Below are 23,143 nucleotides of genomic sequence, written 5' to 3' on the forward strand. Positions count from 1 at the left end.
GATCTGGATGCACTCGACGAATGCCTTTCCAGCGTTGCTGTCGTATTTATTGTTGGTCAGGCGAAACGCCGTCACAACGCACATGCGTAGGCGACGGACCCGCAACGCAGACGAAAGATGTATGCACTCCCGCTGGCCCATCCCGGTGACGTATCAGCTAGTCGCCTTCAATGATGGTGGAGCGCCTTGCTGAACCTTCCAGTGCAGGCAAGGACACATCCCGTAGTTGATACATTTGTGGCTGATGGTAGAAATGGCGACCTGTTATTCTGTTTTTATGTGGTTACGCACGATGGTGTTGTGCGCCCATCGTTAGACACGTTCGGTGGGAACCTGTCTAACCCGTGGTGCGCCGATACAGCCTCTCGACGTCGCGCACTATCCGCCCGCGGCGGCTTTCCTGATCAAGCGGCCTTATGAGATTGTCAGGCTTCGTAGTACGCAGGTTCAGATCGGCGGCTCAGGAACACGCGTTCCGGATGGACTACGCGCGGCGCTTCTTCGGACAGCGGAGGCTCGCCATCACGATCTTCACCGCGTTGTGGGTCGTGTTTTCCATCCACGACTTCGGGCGGTTAGGCGTACTCGATCCCTCCCATCTGCACCACAAGGAACTCATTTTCCTGAGAATCGCCGGGACGATCGGCATGACGGTGCCCGTGCTGTTGTGGAGCCCACGCGCACTCGACGAGCGCTGGGCCGTCGGGCTGCTCAGTGTCTGGACGATCGGTTGCTGGTTCGCGGTCCTGAGAATGGTACAGATCTATCCGGGCGACCTGGCCTGGCGGGAAGCTTATCCGATCCTGACGTTTGCCCTTTTCATGATATTCATGGCCTTCCGGCTTCGAGTAATCACGGCGGCGTGGCTGATCGGGCTATGCATCGTCAGTTACCTTGTCATGCTCTATCTCAAGCCCAGTGGCCAGAGCGTCGACGCGCGGGTGGAGTCGGTGATTGCGCATGCCACGATGGTGCCGATGATGTATATCGTCGGTTTGCTAGTCAGCATTCCGCTGGAACGTGCCGCGAGGCGCGAATTCATGTATCGGCGCACCTTGCGCGCGGCCAAGGCGCGCGTCGAAGCGGCGTCACGCGCAGTCAACGAACAGAACCTACGCATGCAGGACCTCGTCAGGGAGAAAGAGCGGTTCTTCTCATCTGCGTATCACGACATCCAGCAACCTCTCGCCGCAATCAACCTCTTTATTCGAAGCGCCCGGACGAGGACCAGGGACGGATACGCGGTGGGTCGCGAACTGGATGTCATCGAGGAGACCGCGTGCGACCTTCTCGATATGTTCAAGGACATTCAGGACTATAGCGAACTGGGTTCATACGTTCCGCACCTGGCGCCACTGGATACGCAGACCGTGCTTATGGAGGTCTTCGAGCAATACCTTGAACCGGCGAGATCGCGAGAGATCGAATTCAGAATCAGCGAGCGTCGGCGCCGCCCTCCGCCCATTGAAAGCGACCGCTCCCTGTTCAAACGAGCATTGTCCAATCTTGTATCGAATGCGATCAAGAACACCTCCGCGGGGGGAGTCGTAATCGGCTGGGTGCTGATTGGGGAACGGCTTCGCATTGACGTATGGGACACGGGTATCGGCATCTCGCCCGCGCATCGGGATGCGATATTCGCCGAGTACTATCAGATTAACAACCCTGGCCGCGACCGGTCGAAAGGCCTTGGACTTGGGTTGTCCATCGTCAATCGGGTTGTCGGAATTCTGCCGAAGCACAGCATGCGTTTCTGGTCGGTCGAAGGGCGCGGGTCACGCTTCTCCCTGTACGCTCCGATATCGCAACTAGCACCCGTCGTCGTGACGGAAGATCAAGCGAACGCCGCATGCACGTCCGTCCTTAACGGCAGATATATCCTGCTTTGCGACGACGAACCGACTGTTCTCGAGGGTCTGCGCCGATTATTCGTCAGTGCTGGCGCGCTGGTGGATACCGCCGGGTCAATGGCGGGATTCGAAGCGATTCTCGCCGACGATGGCCGCGTACCCGACATCATTGTCACCGATATCCGGCTGCGCGACGGGCCGACTGGCATTGAGGTTGCCGAACGGATCAGGCAGCATTTCGCCTGGGCGGGCGTGCTTCCCGTCGCATTCATCACTGGTGAACTGGTGTCTCCGCACGCGCTTCGCGATTTCACCGAGCCGTTCGTGCTGTTGCGGAAGTCTTCCGCGCCGGAAAGCACGCTCGCTGAAGTCAGTCGGTTCGTTGCTGCCCAACGGCCGACGGGCTTCGATCATGGGCGGGATCCGTGACTGGCGGGACGCCGAGTTTGATGCCTTTATCCGCCAGCATGACGATGAGTTCCGTACGGCGCCGCAGATTGAAATGCGCGAGCAAATGACTGACGTATTTTCGTACCGTAATGTCTTCGAGCCCCATTCTCAGCGCAATCGCCTTGGACGGAAGCCCGCGCACCAGCCACGCCAACGTTTCGAACTCTCTCGGAGTGAGTCCCAGCCCGGATGCGCTGCTCATTTCCGAATTGCCGCTCGGCGGTGCGTTCCCAGGCCCACTTACCGGAGCCTCGTCCGTGCCCATGTCACGCCTGAGCCTCGCGATGCTGGCGGCGGGCAGGAACACGCCCCCGGCAAGCACCGCGCTTATCGCCGCATGAAGTGCTTCAGGGGGTGACGACTTGGGGACGTATCCCATCGCGCGAAGTTCGATGCACCGACTGATGGTTTCCACGCTCTCATCGGCCGATATCACGATCACCGGTAACGACGGGCGCGACTCCTTCAGTTTGGCAAGCGCGCCGCAACCGTGGCCGTCGGGAAGATCGAGATCGAGAAATACGATGTTCAGGAGCTCGCCAAGCGCATGCTTCACGCCTTGAGACAACGTACTCGCGTGCAGCAACTCGATGTTCGGAAGGAACTCTCTCAGCAGCAGCGCCAATCCGGCTCTGAACAGCTCGTGATCATCGACGATCAGTACGCGCATCTCATCGTCTCCCAGGACCGCTTTCGAAGCGAGCTGCAATGACACAGCTGATGATGCTACATCCGTAGCAGTCGTCCGCTGTGTTCAACACGAATAGTACACGCAGGGCCCCTATGTCACGGACGGTGGCGGCAAATCGGCCATCAAGAGTCATCCGCCAGGTCATCTCGAACGACCGCTTCATATACGAGCCAGGCCCTGCGAAATTTGGAGGGGGCCGACGCCGAGCATCGAGCTACGTATTCGCTTAATCGTCACTTATCCATTCAAAGTTTGAGGCTTTTCGACTACTGTTAGGTAGGCTATGCGCGCGGCTGACGGCGACACGTGTCGCATCACCATTTCTGACTTTATCTCCAGCCATGTTCAATATCCTCCTCGTTCCGCTGGACGGCTCGCCCCAGAGTGTCCACGTCATCGACCTGGTCAGCCGCGTCGCGGCGCCAGGTACCGCAACCGTACACCTTCTGTGCGTTGTCGACCCATCCTATTTGTTGCCTCCCGGTAGCAAAAGCGGTGTCGCGCCCGATGGCCTGGTCTATCCGCCCGCATACGCGCAGACATCTTTCGCACAATCCGTCCTGACTGCCGCAGGCGCACAGCTTGCCGACCGGAATCTCAGGGTGGAACAGCACCTGTGCGCGGGAAATCGTCCGGCCGACGTCGTCATCGAACAAGCCCGACTGCTGGCTGCGGAGGTCATTGTGATGGGACATCACCATTTGTCACGGCTACGCCGCTGGGCCAACCCTTCGACCAGCGGAGAAGTCATCGAACGGTCGCCCTGTGCGGTACTGATCGAAACCCGGGATAAGGGCTAACTTCATGACGCTGGTCAGGCGGTAGCCAATTCCCGTGGCCGTTCCAGCAAGTGAAAATCACGCTGGATTTTGGGCCATCGCGGAGTGCATCCATCGTCGTCGCTGCACGTTCACAGAGCCCGTCGGCAACCACGGCGACAGCGCACGAAGCGCCCAATCAGTTTTCCTCTGCACTTGACTCACGCAATCCTGCACGCTCCTCACTCTTGAACCCGTGAGGGGGGCCTTCGTGCGGCGTGCCTGAGCGCGTCATTGCTGCGGCAGTTTGACGTCGAATGAAATCCGTCCTGCAGGCAGAAAAGTGAGCGAGATGGCAGCAGTCATCTTTTGAACGGATCGGTGGGCTTCGGTTAGGCGCGACCGTGCGGCAATGGCCGGACGACCGCTATCCAGGACGAAGGCGGCATTTGAAACATTCGCTCGAATGACCGGTCAGGGTCGGGCAGCGACCGTTGGCGACAAGCGCAGACTGATACCCCTTCAGTTGAAAGGAGAGGGTCATGGAAACCGCAAAACCCACTCATCCCGCGCGGGTCCCGTGGAACAAGGGCAAACTGACAGCACAGAAGCCGCCACTCAAGCTGCCGGAAATCTGGGCGATCCGTGTTCGGCGTCAATCGTCCGGGCGCTCTCGTGACCTTGCGATGTTTAATTTGGCGATCGATAGCAAGTTGAGAGCTTGCGACATGACCAAGCTGCGCGTGTTAGATGTGTGCCATGGTCAACATGTTTCGCCGCGGGCTATAGTTATTCAGCAGAAAACGCAGCGACCAGTCCAGTTCGAGATCACGGAGCAAACGCGCGAAAGCGTAGACGCCTGGATCAAGGCAGCTAAGCTTACGGGCTCGGATTTTCTTTTCCCCAGCCGGATTCACGGGTCACCGCATATTTCAACACTGCAATATGCACGTGTCGTGCATCGCTGGATTGCATCAATCGGTCTTGACGATGCAGCATACGGAACGCACACCATGCGTCGCACGAAGGTATCGCTTATCTACCGACGCACTAAGAATCTCAGGGCAGTGCAATTGCTTCTCGGCCACACCAAGCTGGAATGCACAGTCCGTTACCTAGGCATTGAGGTTGACGACGCGCTTGAAATGGCTGAGCAGACTGAAGTGCAGGCCAGCGCCGGCAAGTGAACGGACGCTTGCCGGCGGCCACAACCCGTCGTTCACATGCGTCGCCGGTCGGACGTTCGGGCGTCGGCTTCGCCCCATAACCAGCCATCCGCTTGTTAACGACGAGCGCCCCATGATCGGTCTTTGCCGCCGTTCGCACATCCTGGCTTGCACGTCTGCTAACCAGGAAGCAAGAGTGTGAGAATGTGGCTAAGCAGAAACCTAGTCTCGGCAACAGTCTGCAAGATAGCAATTCAAGATTTGCCTCAGCGCTTGGTGGATCATCGTTGTATCCCTTTCGGATACAACAGGATCGTCCTATCAGCGAAGCGGTGGAACATACCAAAATCGTAGCCACTATCTGCGGATGGCGAAATCGCGCTTTAGGTGCGCATTTCCGACGGTCTTGACTGCAGTAACTTACTAAGAAGCGGCAACCAACGGCTATGAAATGCTAAGGATCGACGAAGTCACGGATAGCGAAGGTTTCCCCGAGCGATGCGATGTCGCGGTAATTGGCGGCGGCATTATTGGCGTCAGCACCGCGTATGAACTGGCGCGACGCGGCGTCCAGGTGGCTCTGCTCGAAAAGGGCGTCATCGGCTGCGAGCAGTCGGGGCGCAATTGGGGCTGGGTGCGTCAGCAGAACCGCGACCTCTATGAGTTGCCGCTCGCGATGCAGAGCCTCAAGCGCTGGAGCGAACTAAGCGAAGAACTGGGCGAGGACATTGGGTTTCGTAAGGCGGGCATCCTTTACGGCACGGAGCATCAATCGGACATCGCGCAGTGGGAATCGTGGCTTGCCCGCGCCCGGGAAGTCGGCTTTCACAGCGAGATCCTCAGTGCGCGCGAACTGGCAGCGCGCATTCCGTCCGGACGTGCGAAGTGGGCTGGAGGGCTGTGGTCTGTCACGGACGGCCGCGCCGAGCCGTCGAAAGCCGCACCTGCGATTGCTCGCGGCGCGCAAGGTCTCGGCGCGATGGTGTATCAGAACTGCGCGGTACGAAGTCTCGACACGAGTGCTGGGCGTGTCTCTGGCATCTGGACGGAGCGCGGCCGGCTCGCAGCCGACACCGTCGTTCTCGCGGGAGGCGCATGGAGCGCGTTGTTCTGCCAGCATCACGGCATCGATCTGCCCTCCATCAACGTGATGGGAACGGCGTTGCGAACCGCTGAGGCGCCGGGGGTCATCGAAGGCTGTTTCTCCGGGCCTAACTTCGCGCTGAGGAGGCGGTTGGACGGCGGCTACACCATCGCTGTTCCCGGCTACGGACGCGTGGAACTCGCGCCGCAAAACCTGCGGCATTCGGTGAAGTTCCGCACCATGTTCCGCAGCAAGCTGAAGAAAAAACTGAAGATTCGCGTCGGTGCCAGCTTCTTCCACGGACCGGAGGCAAGCGCAACCTGGCGCGACGATGACGTCTCGCCGTTCGAAGAAACGCGGGTGCTGGATCCCCGGCCTGATACCGAATGGCTCGAACGTGCCCTGCAAAATGTGTCCAGCGTGTTTCCCGAGCTGGCGGGCCTGCGGATCGCTCACGCATGGGCGGGCGCGATCGACACGACGCCGGACCTCGTTCCCGTCATCTCGAAGGTTAATGCGAAACCCGGTCTCGTGATCGCATCCGGCTTCAGCGGACACGGCTTTGGACTAGGGCCAGGCGCAGGCGTTCTCGTGAGCCGGCTGGTAATGGACGAGGCACCGCAGTTCGACATTAAACCCTACAGACTGGCCCGCTTTTCCGACGGAACGAAACTGAGCAGCCCCGAAATGATGTGAGTCGAGGCCGCGGGCGGGCTATCGCGGCAACCCACTTCGGGAGATTGAACCTCCAGCACGATTCAACTGTATTGATTAACGGCCGTTGCAATTCGAAAAGCGGCCGGAGATCTTGATTGACCTCGTATGACGGAGAAGGGGCGCTTGCTGCCGATCGCCGCCTCACGCCCAACAAGAAAGAATGCCCCATGCATGAGACAGCAAGCGGCCAACAGGAGGAGGTCAAGCTTCGTTCAAGATCGCAATTCGTGTCCATATGCAAAGTCGCGTTGCTGCTTGCAAAGGCGCAAGGAGTTGCATATGTTCATACGTAAGCCTCCGATCACGAATTTGGAATCTCGCGGGCCGACCTTTCACGTGAATGATCACTACATCTGGAGAGCATCGGTCATGGTCGAGCAAAAGCGGATTCATGCTGCGATCCTCGCCGCGGTGATCGCCACGATCGCGCCGACGTGTCAGGCGGAAAATACCACCGACTGGCTGGCGAACACCTATGGCACCCTCGCCGCCCACGTGGGTAACACCGCGCGTTCCATGTGGGTCGCGCCCGAAGGCGTCATCTACACGGCCTCAATGTGGGACGAGTACGAGGGTGGTGTCGCTGTCTACCAGGCCGGCAAGAGCCTCGGCTCGATTGGGGCGCACGGAGAGTTTCAGGGCGGCGCGATCACGGGCAGCGCGACGTCGATCTTCGTGGCACTGCAGCCCGGCGGGACATACGGAAGTGGTGCAGTGGGCCGATACAACCGCACCACCAGGACTCGCGATCTTTTGATTCAGGTCAGTGCATTTAACAACCTGCCCCGAGTCGACGTCGTCACTGGACTGGCCACGGCGGCCTCGCTACTGTATGCGAGCGACTTCTATGGCAACCGCGTCCGGATATTCACCACCGACGGTATCTGGAAGCGGGACATCAACGTCACGGGCCCGGGTGCCCTCGCAGTGGATGGCGCGGGCAACGTCTGGGTCGCACAGAAGGGTGAGGGCTCTGTCGTCGAGTTCAGTCCAACCGGCGCCCTGTTGAACACCATCCAGATGCCGGGTGGGGCGCGGCCATCGGCGCTCTATTTCGATGCGTCATCGGGGCAGCTCATGGTTGGGGACGAAGGCCCCGACATGAACATCAAGCGCTACAAGCTCTCGGGCACGCCGGTGCTGGCCAGTACATTCGGCATTCAGGGCGGTTATCTCGATACCACGACGGGAATCAAAGGGCAGGTTGGCGACAAGCGTTTCACCCGCGTCACTGGCATCGGCAAGGACACCGCAGGCAACCTTTATGTGCTCAACAATCCGTGGGGCGGAAGCTGGGATCTCGGCCGCGACGGCGGCACCGACATTCACTCTTACAACAGTTCTGGTCGGCTGCAATGGAAGCTTCAGTCTCTCAACTTTGAGGGGATCGCCGCTGCGGACCCGGGTACCGACGGCGTCTACTTCTATGGAGGCACCAACATCTACACCGGCACCGCAGGGGGAACCTTCGTAGCGAACACTGTCGATCCGTTCGACTATCCATCCGATCCACGCATCAACATCAACGATCGCTCACGGGACGAGCATTTCGGTCAGCTTGCCACCATCGGCGCAAACCGCATCCTCGTGGCATCCGGCCAGAATCCCGATACCTACTACTTCTTTCACTTCAATGCTGCGAATGGCTACATCGCAATACCGGACGCCACGCTTCCCGGTGGGGCGTTCAAGACGACCGCAGCGGTCAGGGACGGATTTTGCATCGACAGCAAAGGAGGCGTGTGGGCCGGCCTGGACAAGACCGGTTACATCTACCACTATCCGCTGATCGGCTTCGACGCCAGCGGCAAGCCAGCATGGGGGCCCGGTGTCCCCATTCGCATTCCCGAGAGCATCAAGCCGTTGACGCGCATCGTCTACCTCGCGGACAGCGACACGATGATTCTCGGGCAGGGCATTGTTGGGAGTACGGACTGGACGTCGATAGGTACGCGGATCGAGGTGTATCACGGCTGGAGCGCGGGGAACACCACGACACCCAATCCGGTGATCAACCTTACCCACGCTGGCGCCAAGTCGATTGACGCGGCCGGCAGCTATCTATTTGTCGGCTACTGGTTCGGCAGCGGGCAAGCTCTGCCGAACATCGACGCCATCAATCTCGCTACAGGCAACCTCGACACCACGCTGGTCAACACCAGTACCGGTACCGTGGACGCCAGCAGCGCCATCGATTCGATGTACGGCGTCAGGGCATACCGTCGATCGACGGGCGAGTACGTGGTCACGAAGAACAACGTCAAAGGTTCCAGCATTACCGTTTATCGCTGGACGCCCTGATTGCGCGCTTCGTTCGTGAGAGAGGCTTGTTATGACCGTTTCCGCTCTGCAGAGCATATTTACGGGTGAACGGCTACGTTGGGGAAAATCAAACGGCCGCTGGGGGGGCGACCTGCGGCGCTCATCATCTGGCTGCGTCCGGCCACGAAGAGACAGTCAATTGGTTTTCGCGAACGGCTGGCGATCGTTGAGTTAACGGCCGCTCCATAATTCGGCGACTTGGCGGTTGAGCCGCGCGATTGTTCGATCCACTTCTCCAAACTGACTGCGGCCAGGCTAAAGGGGTGATCGGCAGCGCAGCGCATGTTGGAATGTCGCCCTGGCAACTGGCGCGCCTCGTGCAGCTCGTTTCATACCCCAATTTGGTGACATTCGCCTGTTTCGCGGGTAGCACCCGTTGCATAACTTGCCTATCATGCAGTGCGCCCTTCCTGGTCTGACGCAGACCTGCAGTAGCGCGCGTAGACGCATGCCTCTGCCAGAACAGGATCTGAATGAAAAGCAACGGTCCCTACGCCAGCGCGCTTTTTATCGTCGGCACCGCATGCGTCGCCGCACCCGCGTTCGCGCAGAGCAGTGTCACGATGTACGGGATTGTCGATGCCGGGCTCGTTTACCAGAGCAGCCAGACGTCGCTCGGCTCGACGGTCAACGGTCATTCCAACGTCAAGCTTGGTCAGAATATCTGGAATGGCAATCGCCTTGGATTCAAGGGGCAGGAGGATCTGGGGGGCGGCACACTGGCCGTGTTCACGCTTGAGTCCGGCTTTAACCTCCTTAGCGGCACCCAGCAGTTCGCGAATGCCGGGTTCAGCAGACAGGCGTTCGTGGGCCTGACCAATGCGAGCTACGGTACGCTTACCGCAGGCCGTCAGTACTCCTCGTACTACTCCCTGGTGGGTCCGTATGGCCCCACGACCTGGGTGACCGGTTATTTCGGAGCGCACGCCGGTGACATCGACAATCTGGACGTCATATACCGCGTCAATAACTCGCTCGTCTACAAGTCGCCTGCGTTTTACGGCATCACCGTCAGCGGCTCCTACTCACCCGGCGCGGTGCCGGGCAGTTTCAGCCGGGGTTCGAGCTGGAGCGCGGCGCTGCGGTATTCGAGTGGACCGCTAGGCGTCGCCGCAGGCGTCGAGCGATTCAACAACTCGACGCTGGGAGGCGGTGCGTGGGGGGCAAACTCGACCTTGAACTCGGGCGGCCAGCCTGGCGTGTCGGCCCTCACCAATGGCTATCAGACGGCGGCCGCCCAGCAGCGCGTCGCGGTCGCAGGCTCCTACGCGTTATCGGCGGCGTGGGATGTGTCGGTATCCTATTCGAACGTTCAATACATTCCTGGCGTGGGCTCGGCGTTCGGGGATGAGGCGATCTTCAACACGGTCGGCGCCGTGCTGCATTTTCGCGCGACCGTGGCAGCCAACCTGGCGGCGGGCTATAGCATCACGCGCGCGACCAAAGCGAACAGCATCGCCAGCGCAGCACGGTACGAGCAGTTCAATCTGGCGGAGTCGTACAACCTGTCGGCGCGCACGATGCTGTATGCGCTGCAGGGCTTCCAGCGTGCGTATGGCCAGACACTGGGCACCGCCGGCGCCGGCAACGTCATCAATGCGACCGCGACGATCGGCGACGGCTTCAACGCGGCGCCGTCGTCGAGTCGCAGCCAGTTTGCATGCGCCATCGCCATATCGCACCGGTTCTAGATTTGCCACTGCGGTGCGAGCGACATGCCTAGGGTGGTCTTCAAGAGAAACGCCAGGCAACAACGCATCTGTGCTACCGGCGGGCAAGGGATTTTCCCTGGGACATCGAAGGCACGGGCAGTTGTGATGCACGAGGTACGTTAACGACTGCTTGCGGAGTGAGCCTGCCCAAGCCGGGCCGGTTTAAGTGGTTGACGTGCAGGCGGGTGTTTCTAAAGAAGATTATCGAGGGGGATTGTCTAGATGAGGGCTGGAAGCCCCGCGTTGCTGGACGATGCGTTGTCTGCGTGATGATGCGATTGCTCGTAAGTGCGAGCGACTCAGTTCAAGAAAGCGGACGGCACTGTCAACTTAAGCAAATCAACCTGACTAAAGTCCCACTTCGAGAGCATTTTTGGCGTCACTGACGCCGATCCGCAGTGCGATAGATCGCTCAGATTGGCAATCGCACCCACATTAAACGAAAAAAATCTCGTGGGTTCCGTTAGGTTGACGGTGCCGCGGCACGGTCGTGTAACGGAGAACAAACTTGAAGGGCGTCACGACAGGTTTTCGTGGGAAGGTTTGATAAACGAACAGCGAACAGCGAGCAGAAAATATTTCGCAAATGACGGCAGTGTCTATACTGAAAGTAAAGTGTAATTTATCACGGCATCGATGTCGCGAGTGGCTACGTGCGCGTCGGATACAGCCCGCACGTCGAGCGAGGGGAGGTGTCATGTTCAAGCATCTGCTGGTGCCGACCGACGGCTCGGCACTTTCCGAAGTCGCAGTCCAGATGGCGGTGACACTCGCCGCCGAAAATGACGCCTCGGTTACGGGACTTCATGTCATGCCGGAGTTCCATGTTTTGGCATATGGAACCGAAATGCTCATGGATACCGAGGAGAAATTCGTTCAGGTCAACAAGGAGCGTGCAGAGGCGTTTCTCGTGGCTGTCACGAAGGCCGCAAGCCGAGCGGGCGTGACATGCGACACGGTTGCCACCACCCGCGCTCATCCTTATGAAGCGATCATCAGCACCGCCATCGAGCGAAATTGTGATCTGATTGTCATGGCGTCCCACGGTCGCAGCGGTGTGCGTGGCCTGTTGATCGGCAGCGAGACACAGAAGGTACTGACTCATAGCGCTATCCCTGTTCTGGTGGTCCGGCAGTCGACACATACGGGCGTAGTGGGCGAAGCGGGAGTCGGCAAGCAATCGACAGCATCGAAGTCTTCGTCGCCTCATGGATTTATCATCGGGCGAATTCCGCTTGCAGTCACTCCGGCACTGTCAACTTAACGGAATCGGTGGCCGGCGTCAGTAAGCCAAAAATGCTATTGAAGTGGGCTATTAGTCAGGTCGATTTGCTTAAGTTGACAATACCTCAGCCGTTACTCGTGGGCCGCGCGCGAGCGCTCATCACAAACCCTGTGCCATGCTGAAGGTGTCGGTATGCCGAGAATCTATTGGAAGCTGGAGAGGATCGCGTTCTCCCTCGTCGTGCTGTTGGCGCTTGCATGTTTCGGCCTCGTCGTATGGCAGAAGAATCCCGGCATGACTTTGGCGATTCAGACGGGCGGCGAGATACTGATGCCGAACAGTGAACATTTGCTCGGCTGCATGGTGCCGGATCAAGGCGGTTGTGAGCGGATGCTGATCGAGCTGAAAACACCGGACAAGAACTGATTGGCACGCAATATGAACGGACACGAATGTCCGGCGTGTTCCCTGTAGTCGCATGATTTGTGTGATGCGAGTCAGCGCGCGCCTTTGCAGCGAGCGCAAACGTCGAACCATCCAACGCTCGCGCTACACCGGCAATCATCTCGGCTTGCCTCATTCGCCAACATAAGCAACGGCGCCACGACCCTCTCATTGGCTGGAGGTGGACGAAGACTTCGCGCGCGACGTGCTACGGGCACTGGGTGGTGACCGCGACGATCTTCATCACGACTTCACGTGACGGATTGCGGCAAGCTGCGAAACCGTCCTTTCAGTACATCGTAATGCGGCCTTGATAGGATGCCCATCCGCCGTTCCACTCGAAGGTTGCACGATGAAGAACGGATTTCCGCGCTCGCAGCAGTAGTTGTAACCCTCAGCGCAGTCGCACCTGCACACGCCGACGATCACCAACATCATCGCGTTTGCCACAAAGTGAAGGTACACGGCCACTGGCAAAATCGCTGCCAATAACCGGTTTCGCCTGATCTGCCCCGCTTTGCGCGGGGCTTTTCGTTCCTGCCTGCGTCACGGCCTACGGTGTAACCAGTCGCGCATAGGGTGCGTGTCCAGCCAGCGAAGTTGCCGATTCCTGTGACGTTCGCGTCTGTAGCGCTCCGCAACCAGGATGGCAGCCATGATCAGGACGATTACCCCAAGCAACATTACCGAAATTGACTCGACCATGGTCGTCTCCTTGCTCGTCGCGATCATATCTATATGTTAGGTGATGGCAATGAGCGTGGACGGCGAATATCCCGGCCGCTGAAGGGGCGACCAACGCTCCCAGACTGCCAATAAGGCTCGCGAGACGGTTGTCTGAGAAGTACCGCCATAGATCCCAATATTTGGCATGCTGCGAAAACTGGCCTACAGTATTTATCAGACGTAAAACAATAGGGCGCAGGCCAAACCACATAAGGGGGCGCACATGGGTATGTTCTTTGACCAGGACATCGCGCATATTGCACGCGTGATGGTGCCATCGTTGATAGGAGATCCCGGCGGGCCAATTCTGCCGGCTGAATACTGGCGCAAACGGCTCCACGAGCTTCTGGATGGCACTCACCTGACGCGCGTCCAACTCTGCGCGCTGGATAGTTTGCTGCTTCAACTGGACGACTTTGAGGCCAGGGGCCGACCGACGCCAGCAGGAAGCACTTGTCCGCGTCGCTTGAAATCTCGACGACATCGAACGCCGCGCGAGAACATTTCTTGATTTAGGTTCTGCGGATTCTTTCCGGCGTTCGCATAAAAAGAAGCCGCAGGACTTGCCTACGGCTACTTAGCACACAAAACGCGGGGATATGTCCGCGTTGCTGAAAGCTTACAGTCCGGATATGACGGCAACAAGCCAAATCTCCATGATTTGCTTCTCCTTACGCCGTTCGCAACACAGCTCGTCCCCAGCTGATTCCCACTATCGCCATTCACAACGTTAATATCGAGACGCCTCCACGCGGAGCAGGGCCGCCCTCGACGGCGTGAATGACCCGTCGGACGCGGGACCCGGCCGTATCGAAGTCCGACTGGACCGCGAGCATCTCTGCGCGCCAAGGCATCGATGGCGCCATCTCGCTGGTTCGTTTCCTCTAGGCGAAGATTGCATAGGATGTCGAATCAATATGTGAAGCAAATGCGGAAGTGAATCCAGTGATCGCACCAATGAAGAAGGATTCGAAGCCTGCGAAAACATTCAAAAAAGAAACGAAAAAATTCTCTTGAGCGTGGCAAACGTAGCGGCTGCCGCTTCAGGAGGTCAATTGATCCTGCCCGGAGAAATCGCGCCAAGCCATCGGCATACGCACTCGCCCGGCTCCATGACGAACTGCTCGATTGAATCGCCAGCAACGAGCCCCCGTGATATCTCCTCGCGCTCAGCCAGCGTCAACGCCAATCTCGATCGATGCCTTTGCGGTGGCTGGATTCCGCCGGTCTCAGCCAGAATCCCTTGTACCGACGAGTGGTTCCGATCAAAAAGCTGGGCGATCTTCTGGAGAGATTCTCCCTTCCGCCAACGTTCCCACATCAGCGCTTTCTGCTTCTCGCTGTAATAAATCCGGCGTCGCTGTTTCATCTGCAACACTCCCACTGCTTGCGCAGTCTTTAGTGTGTTGCATCCACCGGTTGAATCCGCCGATCAGCCAAATACAGTTCGGCAGAACGGAATTTCGTGGAATACAGCTGTTCGCAGTGGGAACTTGACCAAGTCTGACAGGGGGCGAATCTCACCACCACGTTGGCTCGAGAGCGCGACCGGATAAGCCGCCCGCGTTTCGTCTCGATGTTTCTGCTATTCAGCCGCGATGGCACCTGCATCCTCGCAGGGGTAGCCCAGTGCTTCGGCGACCTCGGGACAGGTCACTTTGCCGAACGCGACATTCAGGCCACGACGCAGATGTTCGTCATCGGTAAGCGCCTTGCGCCAGCCCTGGTCGGCGATTTGCAGGACAAAGGGAAGCGTCGCGTTATTCAACGCATAAGTGGACGTGCGCGGCACACCGCCAGGCATGTTTGCGACACAGTAGTGTACGACTTCGCCAACTTTGTACGTGGGGTCCGCGTGAGTCGTAGGCCTCGCGGTTTCGCAGCATCCTCCCTGGTCGATCGCGACATCGACGATGACGGAGCCGGGGCTCATCGCATCAACCATCTTGCGCGTGACGAGTTTGGGCGCAGCGGCGCCGGGCACGAGCACGCCGCCGATCACGAGGTCGGCATCGAGCACGTGTCGTTCGATGTTGTCCTGATTCGAATACACGGTGATCACGCGTGCGCCCAGCAGCCGGTCCATGCGTCGCAGCGCATCGACATTGCGATCGATTACGACGACCTGCGCACCCGTGCCGACAGCCATCTGCGCGGCATTGGTGCCGACCACGCCAGCGCCGAGGATCGCAATCTTCGCGGAGGGCACGCCCGCCACGCCGCCAAGCAGGATGCCCTTGCCACCGTGCGCGCGTTCCAGGCTGAACGCGCCCGCCTGAATCGACATGCGGCCCGCAACCTCGGACATGGGCGCGAGCAGAGGCAGTCCGCCGCCGCGTTGCGTGACGGTCTCATAGGCGATGCAAACCGCGTTGCTTCGGACGAGATCGGCGCACTGCTCGGGGTCCGGCGCGAGGTGCAAGTAGGTGAAAAGAATCTGTCCTCGGCGCAGCATCGCACGCTCGGGCGCCTGAGGCTCTTTCACCTTGACGATCATGTCGGCAGCGGCAAACACCGCTTCTGCGCTGGGCGCAACCTGCGCGCCCGCGGCCCGGTACGCGTCGTCCGTTGCGCCGATGCCTGCGCCGGCGCCTGTCTCGACGTCCACGCTGTGTCCATGCGCGACGATCTCGCGCACGGAAGACGGCGTGAGACCGACACGATACTCGTGGTTCTTGATCTCCTTCGGAACGCCTATGTGCATATTGCCTCCTGTATGGGACTGCCGGTCTGCCGCGAAATGATCTGATTCCTCAAACGCCCAGCACGAGCGGCGAGCGTTGACGAGGGAGGCGTCGACGACGCTAACGCACGCAGGCGGCAGGATCGCAAGAAACCATCGCCACGGTCTAGCCGATTTCACCTGTTGGCGACGCCATCGCCGGGCGCTTGGCCAGTATCAGCTTGTGACGGGTAGCATCGGAGCGGGATGCATGCGGAAATCGAGCGTGACGTAGGTGCTATATCCGGCTACGAGTAGTGATTTCCACAATACTATCGGCGGTGTGGTAGGAGTTGTTAATGTAATTGTGGTGAATTTTGGTTGAAACACCTGAATTAGGCGATGCGTGTCCATCACCTTACATCGCAGGCCTAAGGGTTTATATCGAGTCCTGTCTCCCCATGTCTCCTTTCGATATGGATTTAGCTCGACGCCATGCGGGTCTTTTCTTCGACTACTGACTCGCTATACGTCGCCGAACGCGGTGCTATAGTCGGTTCTCCTTCCGGCGCCACTTTGACATCCATTTCTGCGAAAGTACGCAACTCGAAGAGACAGTCAAGGCATACGAAGGGCTACGGATTGTCCACGGGCCGACGCGGCTGCGCCCGCTCGGCCGTCGTTCCTTTCGCTCGCAACGTTACTGTTGCCGCATGTACAACGCCAACTTGTTGTTCGAACTCAATCCGCTGCACCCCGAGCACTCGGATTAGGTTTGCCTGTATCAGGCCTCAAACATTTTCGACCCGGTCTCAACAGTTCATCTAGGTATGGACGAAGGCGATCGAGTTCCTGGCTGCCATCAACGAGCAGGTTTAGTCGATAGGTCTGGAGTTCACGGCAAAAGAATCGTCGGACGGCTATTTACGCTCGCTACTGCCAAAAATTGTCGCAGCGTTAAAAGACAGCTATGTGGAAAGCGCGATCCGAACAGACAAAGCATGGATTGCTCAGGCTGTATTCGCTAAACCTCCAGGGATGAATTGCCGCGGCGCTTGGCGATAATCATTATGAATGCAGCGCGCTGGCCGATTCCGCGTGTTGCGCACGCATACTTCTGAAGAATCCGGACTATTACCGAGAGACGGGCCTAACGGTTATCCTTACAATCAGTAATAATTGAACTGTTAGATCGTCCGCTGCCCCGCGCGTCGATTCTTTGCACGGAGGAAGTTGATGCAAAACGCCGAGGTAACCCATAAGACTTTCATCCTGACGCCGCTAGCGGCATACGACGAGGGCATGTACGCGGCTCTCCTCATAGTTCGGAAGCCTGATGGCACCCAGCGCGCAACGAAGGAATTAGGGCGGTTCTCTAGTGCTTTGGAGGCGTGCAGGTTTGCGATTGCTCACGGGATGGCTGAGATCGATGCCAGACGATTGCCGGAGCCGGATTGGCAGCCGCGCGAAAGGTGGCATGACACAAGGCAGGCCGCTTAACGCCGTGTACCTCATACCTTCGCATTGCCTCAACCAGCGGACGGAGAGAGTGTAACTCGCCGCCCTCTAACCGTCTCCGAACCGGGCAAGGGATGAAGCCGCGGGTTCGCGCCAACTTCACAATCTAAAGTCCGGCTGTTGAAGTTAAATTATCGTAAATTCGCACCATTTTAAGGTTGTCTCAATCGTCTCCCAACTTATCAATTGCAAACCGCAGCCCTAGCCAGGCATCTGAATTGCGTTGGGCTTATTGGACCACGCGCTGTCTAAATATCGAATAATCCAACCGGCTACGGGAGCGTTCGCTTTACGGTGGCTGTGTGAGCTATCGCCGCTGTCAAACGCGCGAAGTGCTCATTCCACAAAAAATGCGCCTTGATGCCGTACGGACTTACCCGAATGCAATAAAGTATCAGTTCGCGGTCTTATTTTCAGTGGCGAGATGTCCGCGGCAGGGCTAACTTTCTCTTATAGCAGACGCAATAAGACGTATGCGACTGTCAAAAGCAGAATGGGCTCAGGAGGAAGACAGATGCACACCACGCTGGGTGTCACGGCGGGTACCGATGCCGGCCACGCCAAAATCGCCCAGCCGGATCTGGAGCTGGTCGCCGTGCCGCGCGACGAGTCGTTCAAGATCTGGTCCCATGGGTATCCCTATCGCACGGTGCGCTGGCATTTCCATCCTGAATACGAAATTCAGCTGATTACGTCGACGACGGGCAAATACTTCGTAGGCGATTACATCGGCAATTTCGCGCCTGGCAATCTCGTGATGGTGGGATCGAATCTGCCGCACAACTGGGTCAGCAATGTGCCGCAGGGCGACCGTGTGGATGAACGCTGTCTTATTCTGCAATTCGATGCAGAGTTCGTCACGCGCGCAATCAAGCTCTTCCCGGAGTTAAAGCGCGTCGAGTTGTTACTCGATGCATCGCGTTGGGGTGTACTGTTCACACCGGAAACGGGCGCGGCGGCTGAACCGATCATGCGCGAGATGCTGGGCGCGAAAGGCATGCGGCGCATCACGTTGTTTCTTGCTTTGCTTGACTTGCTCGTGCAAAGCGTCGCGCCGGTGAAACTGGCGAGTGCTGCTTATTGTGCGGACCCGGCGCGCTATGCGCAGACGCGCATCAATCACGTGCTTTCCTACATTGGCAAGAACCTGTCGCAAGAGTTGCGCGAAACGGAGTTGGCCGAACTCGTGGGACAGAGCGTCAGTGCCTTCTCGCGATACTTCCGTCGGCACACCGGCGTGCCTTTCGTGCAGTATGTAAACCGGCTGCGCATTAATCTCGCGTGTCAATTACTGATGTCGGGTGAACTGAACATCACCGATATCTGCTATCAGGTCGGCTTTAATAACCTCTCGAATTTTAACCGCCAGTTCCTTTCCCTGAAGGACATGTCGCCTTCGCGATGGCGCGCATACCAACAACTCAACGCGGCCAGTGCTACTGAACCGCCTGATGCCGCGCGTGCCTCGGAAGTGTCCGGCTAGCGCCTACTCTGGAGACGTTGTGCAAGACTGGCGATGAGTACGCGATAAATAAAGGCGCAACACTTTCAGCACGTGGAATGGAGATAACACGCAGTACGTAGGATATGAAACACGACGCGGCAACTTTCCCCTATTCGGGCCAACGCAAGTGAGGCAAGAAATGGGCATTAATCCGGAAGCCGCTAGCAAAGACGAAAAACTACAAAGGAGCTCACTCGCGACACAGACACGACAGCAGCTACGCCGGAATTTTTCTAATAATGGAGACATTCGATGACCCGACTTTCGAACCAACTAATCGGCGCCAGCGCCCTGAGCCTGAGCTTGTTGAGCAACACGGCGGCACTGGCCGCCCCCAGTGGCACGGTCGCCTTTCTGATGCCCGACCAGGCGTCGACCCGCTACGAACAGCATGACTTCCCCGGCTTCAAAACCGAAATGAGCAAGCTCTGCCCCGACTGCAAGGTTCTCTACCAGAATGCCAATGCCGATGTCTCGACGCAGCAGCAGCAGTTCAACTCGGTGATCGCGCAAGGCGCCAAGGTGATCGTCCTCGACCCGGTCGACTCGACGGCCGCCGCGTCGTTGGTCCACATGGCACAGGGCAAGGGTATCAAGGTTATCGCCTATGACCGGCCCGTGCCCTCGACGCCGGCCAACTACTACGTCTCGTTCGACAACGAAGGCATCGGCAAGGCCATCGCGCAGTCACTCGTCCAGCACCTGAAGGAAACGGGCGTGCCGACCACCAAGGGTGGCGTGCTCGAGGTCAACGGGTCGCCGACCGACGCGGCCGCGGGACTGATCAAGAAGGGTATCCACGCCGGACTGGAGGGGAGCGGCTACAAGACGCTGGCCGAGTACGACACGCCGGACTGGGCGCCGCCGAAGGCCCAGCAGTGGGTCAGCGGGCAGATCACGCGCTTCGGCTCGCAGATTGTCGGTGTCGTGGCCGCTAACGACGGCACGGGCGGCGGGGCCGTCGCGGCCTTCAAGGCAGCCGGCGTCAACCCAGTGCCCCCCGTGACCGGCAACGACGCGACGCTCGCGGGATTGCAGTTGATCATCGCGGGCGACGAGTACAACACGATCCTGAAGCCGAGCGAGATCGTCGCCGCCGCAGCGGCGAAGGTGGCAGTCGGCTTCCTGTCCGGCCAGACGCCGAAGGCTGAAACGACGCTCTTCAATACGCCGTCCCAGCTCTTCAAGCCGGCAGTCATCACGGCGAAGAACCTCAAGGCGGAAGTTGTCGACAAGGGGTTCGCGAGCGGCAAGGATCTGTGTACCGACCGGTATGCCGAAGGGTGCAAGAAGCTGGGAATCACTTACTGATCCGTCGCATACCCGACGCAATTGCGACCCAAACGCCGGGCGGACCCGACTCGTGCCGGGTCCTCTACTCTCAATGAGGTATCCGTCCCATGACTGACAACTCCACGACACGATCCAGGCGCGGCGACCTGGTGCTGAGCCTGCGCGGCGTCTCGAAGCACTTCGGAGCGGTCTCGGCTTTGACGGACATCGAGCTCGACGTGCATGCCGGCGAAGTGGTCGCACTGGTGGGCGACAACGGGGCCGGCAAATCGACGCTGGTGAAAGTTCTAGCCGGGGTCCATCAACCCAGCACCGGTACCATTACCTTCGGCGGCAAGGAGGTCACGCTGTCCAATCCGGGCGCGGCGCTCGATCTCGGCATCGCCACGGTGTTCCAGGACCTGGCGTTGTGCGAAAACCTTGACGTCGTCGCGAACATCTACCTCGGGCGTGAGCTGAATCCGCTGCGCCTCGACGAGGTCGCGATGGAAGTGAGGGCCTGGACGCTGCTGAACGAGCTGTCGGCGCGCATTCCGAGCGTGCGCGATGTGGTCGCGTCGCTCTCGGGCGGCCAGCGCCAGACCGTCGCAATTGCGCGCTCGCTGCTGCTGGACCCGAAGCTGATCATGCTCGATGAGCCGACAGCGGCGCTGGGCGTGGCCCAGACCGCCGAGGTGCTGAATCTGATCGAGCGGGTGCGCGACCGCGGTCACGCGGTGATCATGATCAGCCACAACATGGAGGACGTTCGCGCCGTGGCGGACCGGATCGTGGTGCTGCGGCTGGGCCGCAACAATGGCGTCTTCTATCCCGACTCCTCGAATCAGGAACTGGTGGCCGCGATCACCGGCGCCACCGAGAACGCCGTGTCGCGTCGCGCCGGCCGACGCCAGGCCGAACAGGGTACCTAGACTAAGGAACCGTCATGAGCAACGATATTCAAGGCGGCTCGCAGCCTGAACCGCAGGGTGCGCCACAGCCGTCCACGCTGCTCGACCGCAGCGATGTCCGCGTCAAACATGCCACCGGAGTCGGCGGGACCGTGGCCGCCTTCGTCGAGCGGGTGCGCTCGGGCGATCTGGGATCGCTGCCGGTCGTCGCGGGCCTGATCATCATCTGGACCGTGTTCACCAGCCTGAACCCGGTGTTCCTCTCGGCCGACAACCTGGTCAACCTGCTGTTCGACTGCTCGACGGTCGGCGTGATCTCGCTGGGGATCGTCTGCGTGCTGATGGTGGGGCAGATCGACCTGTCGGTGGGTTCGATGAGCGGCTTTGCTTCGGCCCTCGTCGGGATGCTCTGGGTCAACCACGGCTGGCCGGTGCTGCTGGCCATCGTCGCCGCGGTCGTCGTCGGTGCGGTGGTCGGCGCCCTGTACGCGTTTCTGCTCAACCGGCTCGGCATGCCGAGCTTCGTCGCGACGCTGGCCGGGTTGCTCGCGATCCTCGGGATGCAGCTGTATGTGCTTGGCGCCACTGGGTCGATCAACCTTCCCTATGATTCGACGATGGTGAACCTCGGCCAACTCATCATCATCCCGGCTGTCGTTTCGTACCTCGTTGCGCTGGTGCCCGGTGTCGTGATGCTGGTGATCGGGTTGCGCACGCGTGAGCGCCGCCGTGCATCCAATCTCTCTGCGCCCTCGGTGGGCAGTCTTTGTGCGCGCGCCCTGGCCATCACCGTACTTTTGGAGGCTGTGGTCGCCTACCTCAACCAGGGACGTGGCGTTCCACTGATGTTCGGTATCTTCCTCGGCCTCTCGGTCGCGATGGACTATGCACTAACAAGGACGCGCTGGGGCCGGTCGATGAACGCGGTCGGCGGCAATCACGAGGCCGCGAGACGGGCAGGTATCAATGTCGGCGCCATCTACACCAGCGCCTTCGTACTGTGCGCCAGTCTCGCCGCACTCGGCGGCGTGCTGACCGCGGCACGGCTCGCCTCGGCCAGTCAGCAGGCCGGCACCGGCGACGTGAACCTGAACGCCATTGCAGCGGCCGTGATCGGCGGCACCAGCCTGTTCGGCGGCCGAGGCAGTGCGTATTCGGCGGTGCTGGGCATTATCGTGATCCAGTCTATTGCCAGCGGTCTGACGCTGCTGAACCTGTCGTCCTCGCTGCGCTTCATGATCACCGGCGCGGTGCTGGCGATCGCGGTGATCGTCGACTCGCTCGCCCGGCAGTCCCGCGTCTCGCACGGTCGCGCGTAATTCGAGCAATCCAGCAATCATCTTGTGTGGGATCGCAGTTGCATGGGACAGGAGAGCCGTTAATGAGTGAATCCATGAAGGGAAAAGTTGCCGCCATCACGGGCGCGGCGTCGGGCATCGGCCTGGAGTGCGCGCGCACCCTGATCGCGGAAGGCGCAAAGGTCGTTCTGATCGACCGTGCGAAAGACCGGCTCGCGCAACTGTGCGCGGAACTGGGGCCGAACGCACTGCCGCTGGCCGTGGATCTGTTGCAGCCGTCGGAGGTATCCGCGATGCTGCCGAGAATCCTCGAGCTGGCCGGTGGCCTCGACATCTTCCATGCCAACGCCGGCGCCTACGTCGGCGGCGATGTGGTGGACGGCAATCCGGACGAGTGGGATCGCGTACTGAACCTGAACGTCAATGCCGCGTTCCGATCGGTCCACGCCGTGCTGCCGCACATGGTCGCGCAGAAATCGGGTGACATCATCTTCACCAGTTCCATCGCGGGCATCGTCCCGGTCGTGTGGGAGCCGATCTACACCGCATCCAAATTCGCGGTGCAGGCCTTTGTCCACACGACCCGGCGCCAGCTCGCCAAGCATGGTGTGCGGGTCGGCGCGGTGGCTCCGGGCCCGGTCGTCACGGCGCTGCTCGACGACTGGCCAAAGGCGAAGATGGACGAAGCGCTCGCTTCGGGCAGCCTGATGCAGGCCAGGGAGGTCGCCGATGCGGTGCTCTTCATGCTGACGCGGCCGCGCAACGTGACCATTCGCGATCTCGTCATTCTTCCAAACAACGTCGATCTCTGAAACGTGTGCCAGACACGGGCG

Annotated in this window: 15 protein-coding genes and 1 pseudogene; 13 read left to right on the top strand and 3 right to left on the bottom strand. The window is 59.5% G+C overall.

From position 1 onward, the window contains the following. Nucleotides 1–479 precede the first annotated feature (479 nt). A complete protein-coding gene (locus PQR42_RS12780; protein WP_408384473.1) occupies nucleotides 480–2,279 on the top strand; it encodes a hybrid sensor histidine kinase/response regulator in 1,800 nt (599 codons plus the stop codon). Here the strand turns inward: PQR42_RS12780 and PQR42_RS12785 are convergent. Further along, nucleotides 2,221–2,970: a response regulator transcription factor gene (locus tag PQR42_RS12785; protein WP_408204059.1), complete on the bottom strand. Its 750-nt coding sequence runs from the start codon at nucleotides 2,968–2,970 to the stop codon at nucleotides 2,221–2,223. The genes PQR42_RS12780 and PQR42_RS12785 overlap by 59 nt on opposite strands. Before the next feature lie 362 nt (nucleotides 2,971–3,332). Here PQR42_RS12785 and PQR42_RS12790 point away from each other — a divergent pair, with 362 nt between their 5' ends. From PQR42_RS12790 to PQR42_RS12820, 7 genes are all read left to right on the top strand, one after another. Further along, nucleotides 3,333–3,791 (top strand): universal stress protein, encoded by a 459-nt coding sequence (locus PQR42_RS12790; RefSeq protein WP_408384471.1) that lies wholly within the window; start codon nucleotides 3,333–3,335, stop codon nucleotides 3,789–3,791. A 500-nt stretch (nucleotides 3,792–4,291) separates the two neighbouring features. After that, nucleotides 4,292–4,936 (top strand): tyrosine-type recombinase/integrase, encoded by a 645-nt coding sequence (locus tag PQR42_RS12795; protein WP_408384468.1) that lies wholly within the window; start codon nucleotides 4,292–4,294, stop codon nucleotides 4,934–4,936. Nucleotides 4,937–5,366: 430 nt separating this feature from the next. Further along, nucleotides 5,367–6,695 carry an NAD(P)/FAD-dependent oxidoreductase gene (locus tag PQR42_RS12800; protein WP_408204065.1) on the top strand — a complete coding sequence of 443 codons (1,329 nt, stop codon included), beginning with the start codon at nucleotides 5,367–5,369 and terminating at the stop codon, nucleotides 6,693–6,695. A gap of 390 nt (nucleotides 6,696–7,085) precedes the next feature. Continuing rightward, a complete protein-coding gene (locus PQR42_RS12805; protein WP_408384467.1) occupies nucleotides 7,086–9,017 on the top strand; it encodes an SMP-30/gluconolactonase/LRE family protein in 1,932 nt (643 codons plus the stop codon). Nucleotides 9,018–9,511: 494 nt separating this feature from the next. Next, nucleotides 9,512–10,729, top strand: a complete 1,218-nt coding sequence (locus PQR42_RS12810; RefSeq protein ID WP_408384464.1) for a porin — start codon at nucleotides 9,512–9,514, stop codon at nucleotides 10,727–10,729. A 718-nt stretch (nucleotides 10,730–11,447) separates the two neighbouring features. Further along, nucleotides 11,448–12,014 carry a universal stress protein gene (locus tag PQR42_RS12815; protein ID WP_408384462.1) on the top strand — a complete coding sequence of 189 codons (567 nt, stop codon included), beginning with the start codon at nucleotides 11,448–11,450 and terminating at the stop codon, nucleotides 12,012–12,014. A gap of 153 nt (nucleotides 12,015–12,167) precedes the next feature. Beyond that, the gene (locus PQR42_RS12820; protein ID WP_408384459.1) at nucleotides 12,168–12,401 is read left to right on the top strand and encodes a hypothetical protein; all 234 of its coding nucleotides are present in this window, start codon (nucleotides 12,168–12,170) and stop codon (nucleotides 12,399–12,401) included. A gap of 1,870 nt (nucleotides 12,402–14,271) precedes the next feature. On the opposite strand, the pseudogene PQR42_RS12825 reads toward PQR42_RS12820, so the two are convergent. Together PQR42_RS12825 and ald are read right to left on the bottom strand one after the other, a co-directional pair. Beyond that, nucleotides 14,272–14,514, bottom strand: a pseudogene (locus PQR42_RS12825) (IS30 family transposase); the annotation flags it as partial. A gap of 216 nt (nucleotides 14,515–14,730) precedes the next feature. Then, a complete protein-coding gene (ald, locus tag PQR42_RS12830) occupies nucleotides 14,731–15,849 on the bottom strand; it encodes an alanine dehydrogenase (RefSeq protein WP_408204075.1) in 1,119 nt (372 codons plus the stop codon). 1,990 nt (nucleotides 15,850–17,839) lie between these two features. Here ald and PQR42_RS12835 point away from each other — a divergent pair. The 5 genes from PQR42_RS12835 to PQR42_RS12855 all read left to right on the top strand — a co-directional run bounded on the left by PQR42_RS12835 (nucleotide 17,840) and on the right by PQR42_RS12855 (nucleotide 23,122). Further along, nucleotides 17,840–18,808 (top strand): helix-turn-helix domain-containing protein, encoded by a 969-nt coding sequence (locus PQR42_RS12835; protein ID WP_408204077.1) that lies wholly within the window; start codon nucleotides 17,840–17,842, stop codon nucleotides 18,806–18,808. 273 nt (nucleotides 18,809–19,081) lie between these two features. Beyond that, nucleotides 19,082–20,140, top strand: a complete 1,059-nt coding sequence (locus PQR42_RS12840; RefSeq protein WP_408384457.1) for an ABC transporter substrate-binding protein — start codon at nucleotides 19,082–19,084, stop codon at nucleotides 20,138–20,140. A gap of 89 nt (nucleotides 20,141–20,229) precedes the next feature. Then, nucleotides 20,230–21,033, top strand: coding sequence for an ATP-binding cassette domain-containing protein (locus PQR42_RS12845; RefSeq protein WP_408384454.1), 804 nt, complete (start codon nucleotides 20,230–20,232; stop codon nucleotides 21,031–21,033). Nucleotides 21,034–21,047: 14 nt separating this feature from the next. Next, on the top strand, nucleotides 21,048–22,331 hold the full coding sequence (locus tag PQR42_RS12850) for a sugar ABC transporter permease (protein WP_408204082.1): 1,284 nt from the start codon (nucleotides 21,048–21,050) through the stop codon (nucleotides 22,329–22,331). Between the two features lie 62 nt (nucleotides 22,332–22,393). Then, complete coding sequence (locus tag PQR42_RS12855; protein ID WP_408384452.1) at nucleotides 22,394–23,122, top strand: SDR family oxidoreductase; 729 nt, start codon at nucleotides 22,394–22,396, stop codon at nucleotides 23,120–23,122. Nucleotides 23,123–23,143: the final 21 nt, after the last annotated feature.

Origin of the sequence: Paraburkholderia sediminicola (assembly GCF_046027355.1) — a bacterium.
Classification (GTDB): domain Bacteria; phylum Pseudomonadota; class Gammaproteobacteria; order Burkholderiales; family Burkholderiaceae; genus Paraburkholderia; species Paraburkholderia sediminicola_B.

Bases quoted from the DNA above. Each gene is read 5' to 3' on its own strand.
- PQR42_RS12835 (WP_408204077.1), top strand. From the start codon at position 17,840: ATGCACACCACGCTGGGTGTCACGGCGGGTACCGATGCCGGCCACGCC.
- PQR42_RS12845 (WP_408384454.1), top strand. From the start codon at position 20,230: ATGACTGACAACTCCACGACACGATCCAGGCGCGGCGACCTGGTGCTG.
- PQR42_RS12795 (WP_408384468.1), top strand. From the start codon at position 4,292: ATGGAAACCGCAAAACCCACTCATCCCGCGCGGGTCCCGTGGAACAAG.
- PQR42_RS12810 (WP_408384464.1), top strand. From the start codon at position 9,512: ATGAAAAGCAACGGTCCCTACGCCAGCGCGCTTTTTATCGTCGGCACC.
- PQR42_RS12815 (WP_408384462.1), top strand. From the start codon at position 11,448: ATGTTCAAGCATCTGCTGGTGCCGACCGACGGCTCGGCACTTTCCGAA.
- PQR42_RS12820 (WP_408384459.1), top strand. From the start codon at position 12,168: ATGCCGAGAATCTATTGGAAGCTGGAGAGGATCGCGTTCTCCCTCGTC.
- PQR42_RS12850 (WP_408204082.1), top strand. From the start codon at position 21,048: ATGAGCAACGATATTCAAGGCGGCTCGCAGCCTGAACCGCAGGGTGCG.
- PQR42_RS12790 (WP_408384471.1), top strand. From the start codon at position 3,333: ATGTTCAATATCCTCCTCGTTCCGCTGGACGGCTCGCCCCAGAGTGTC.
- PQR42_RS12840 (WP_408384457.1), top strand. From the start codon at position 19,082: ATGACCCGACTTTCGAACCAACTAATCGGCGCCAGCGCCCTGAGCCTG.
- PQR42_RS12800 (WP_408204065.1), top strand. From the start codon at position 5,367: ATGCTAAGGATCGACGAAGTCACGGATAGCGAAGGTTTCCCCGAGCGA.
- PQR42_RS12805 (WP_408384467.1), top strand. From the start codon at position 7,086: ATGGTCGAGCAAAAGCGGATTCATGCTGCGATCCTCGCCGCGGTGATC.
- PQR42_RS12780 (WP_408384473.1), top strand. From the start codon at position 480: ATGGACTACGCGCGGCGCTTCTTCGGACAGCGGAGGCTCGCCATCACG.
- PQR42_RS12855 (WP_408384452.1), top strand. From the start codon at position 22,394: ATGAGTGAATCCATGAAGGGAAAAGTTGCCGCCATCACGGGCGCGGCG.
- ald (WP_408204075.1), bottom strand. From the start codon at position 15,849: ATGCACATAGGCGTTCCGAAGGAGATCAAGAACCACGAGTATCGTGTC.
- PQR42_RS12785 (WP_408204059.1), bottom strand. From the start codon at position 2,970: ATGCGCGTACTGATCGTCGATGATCACGAGCTGTTCAGAGCCGGATTG.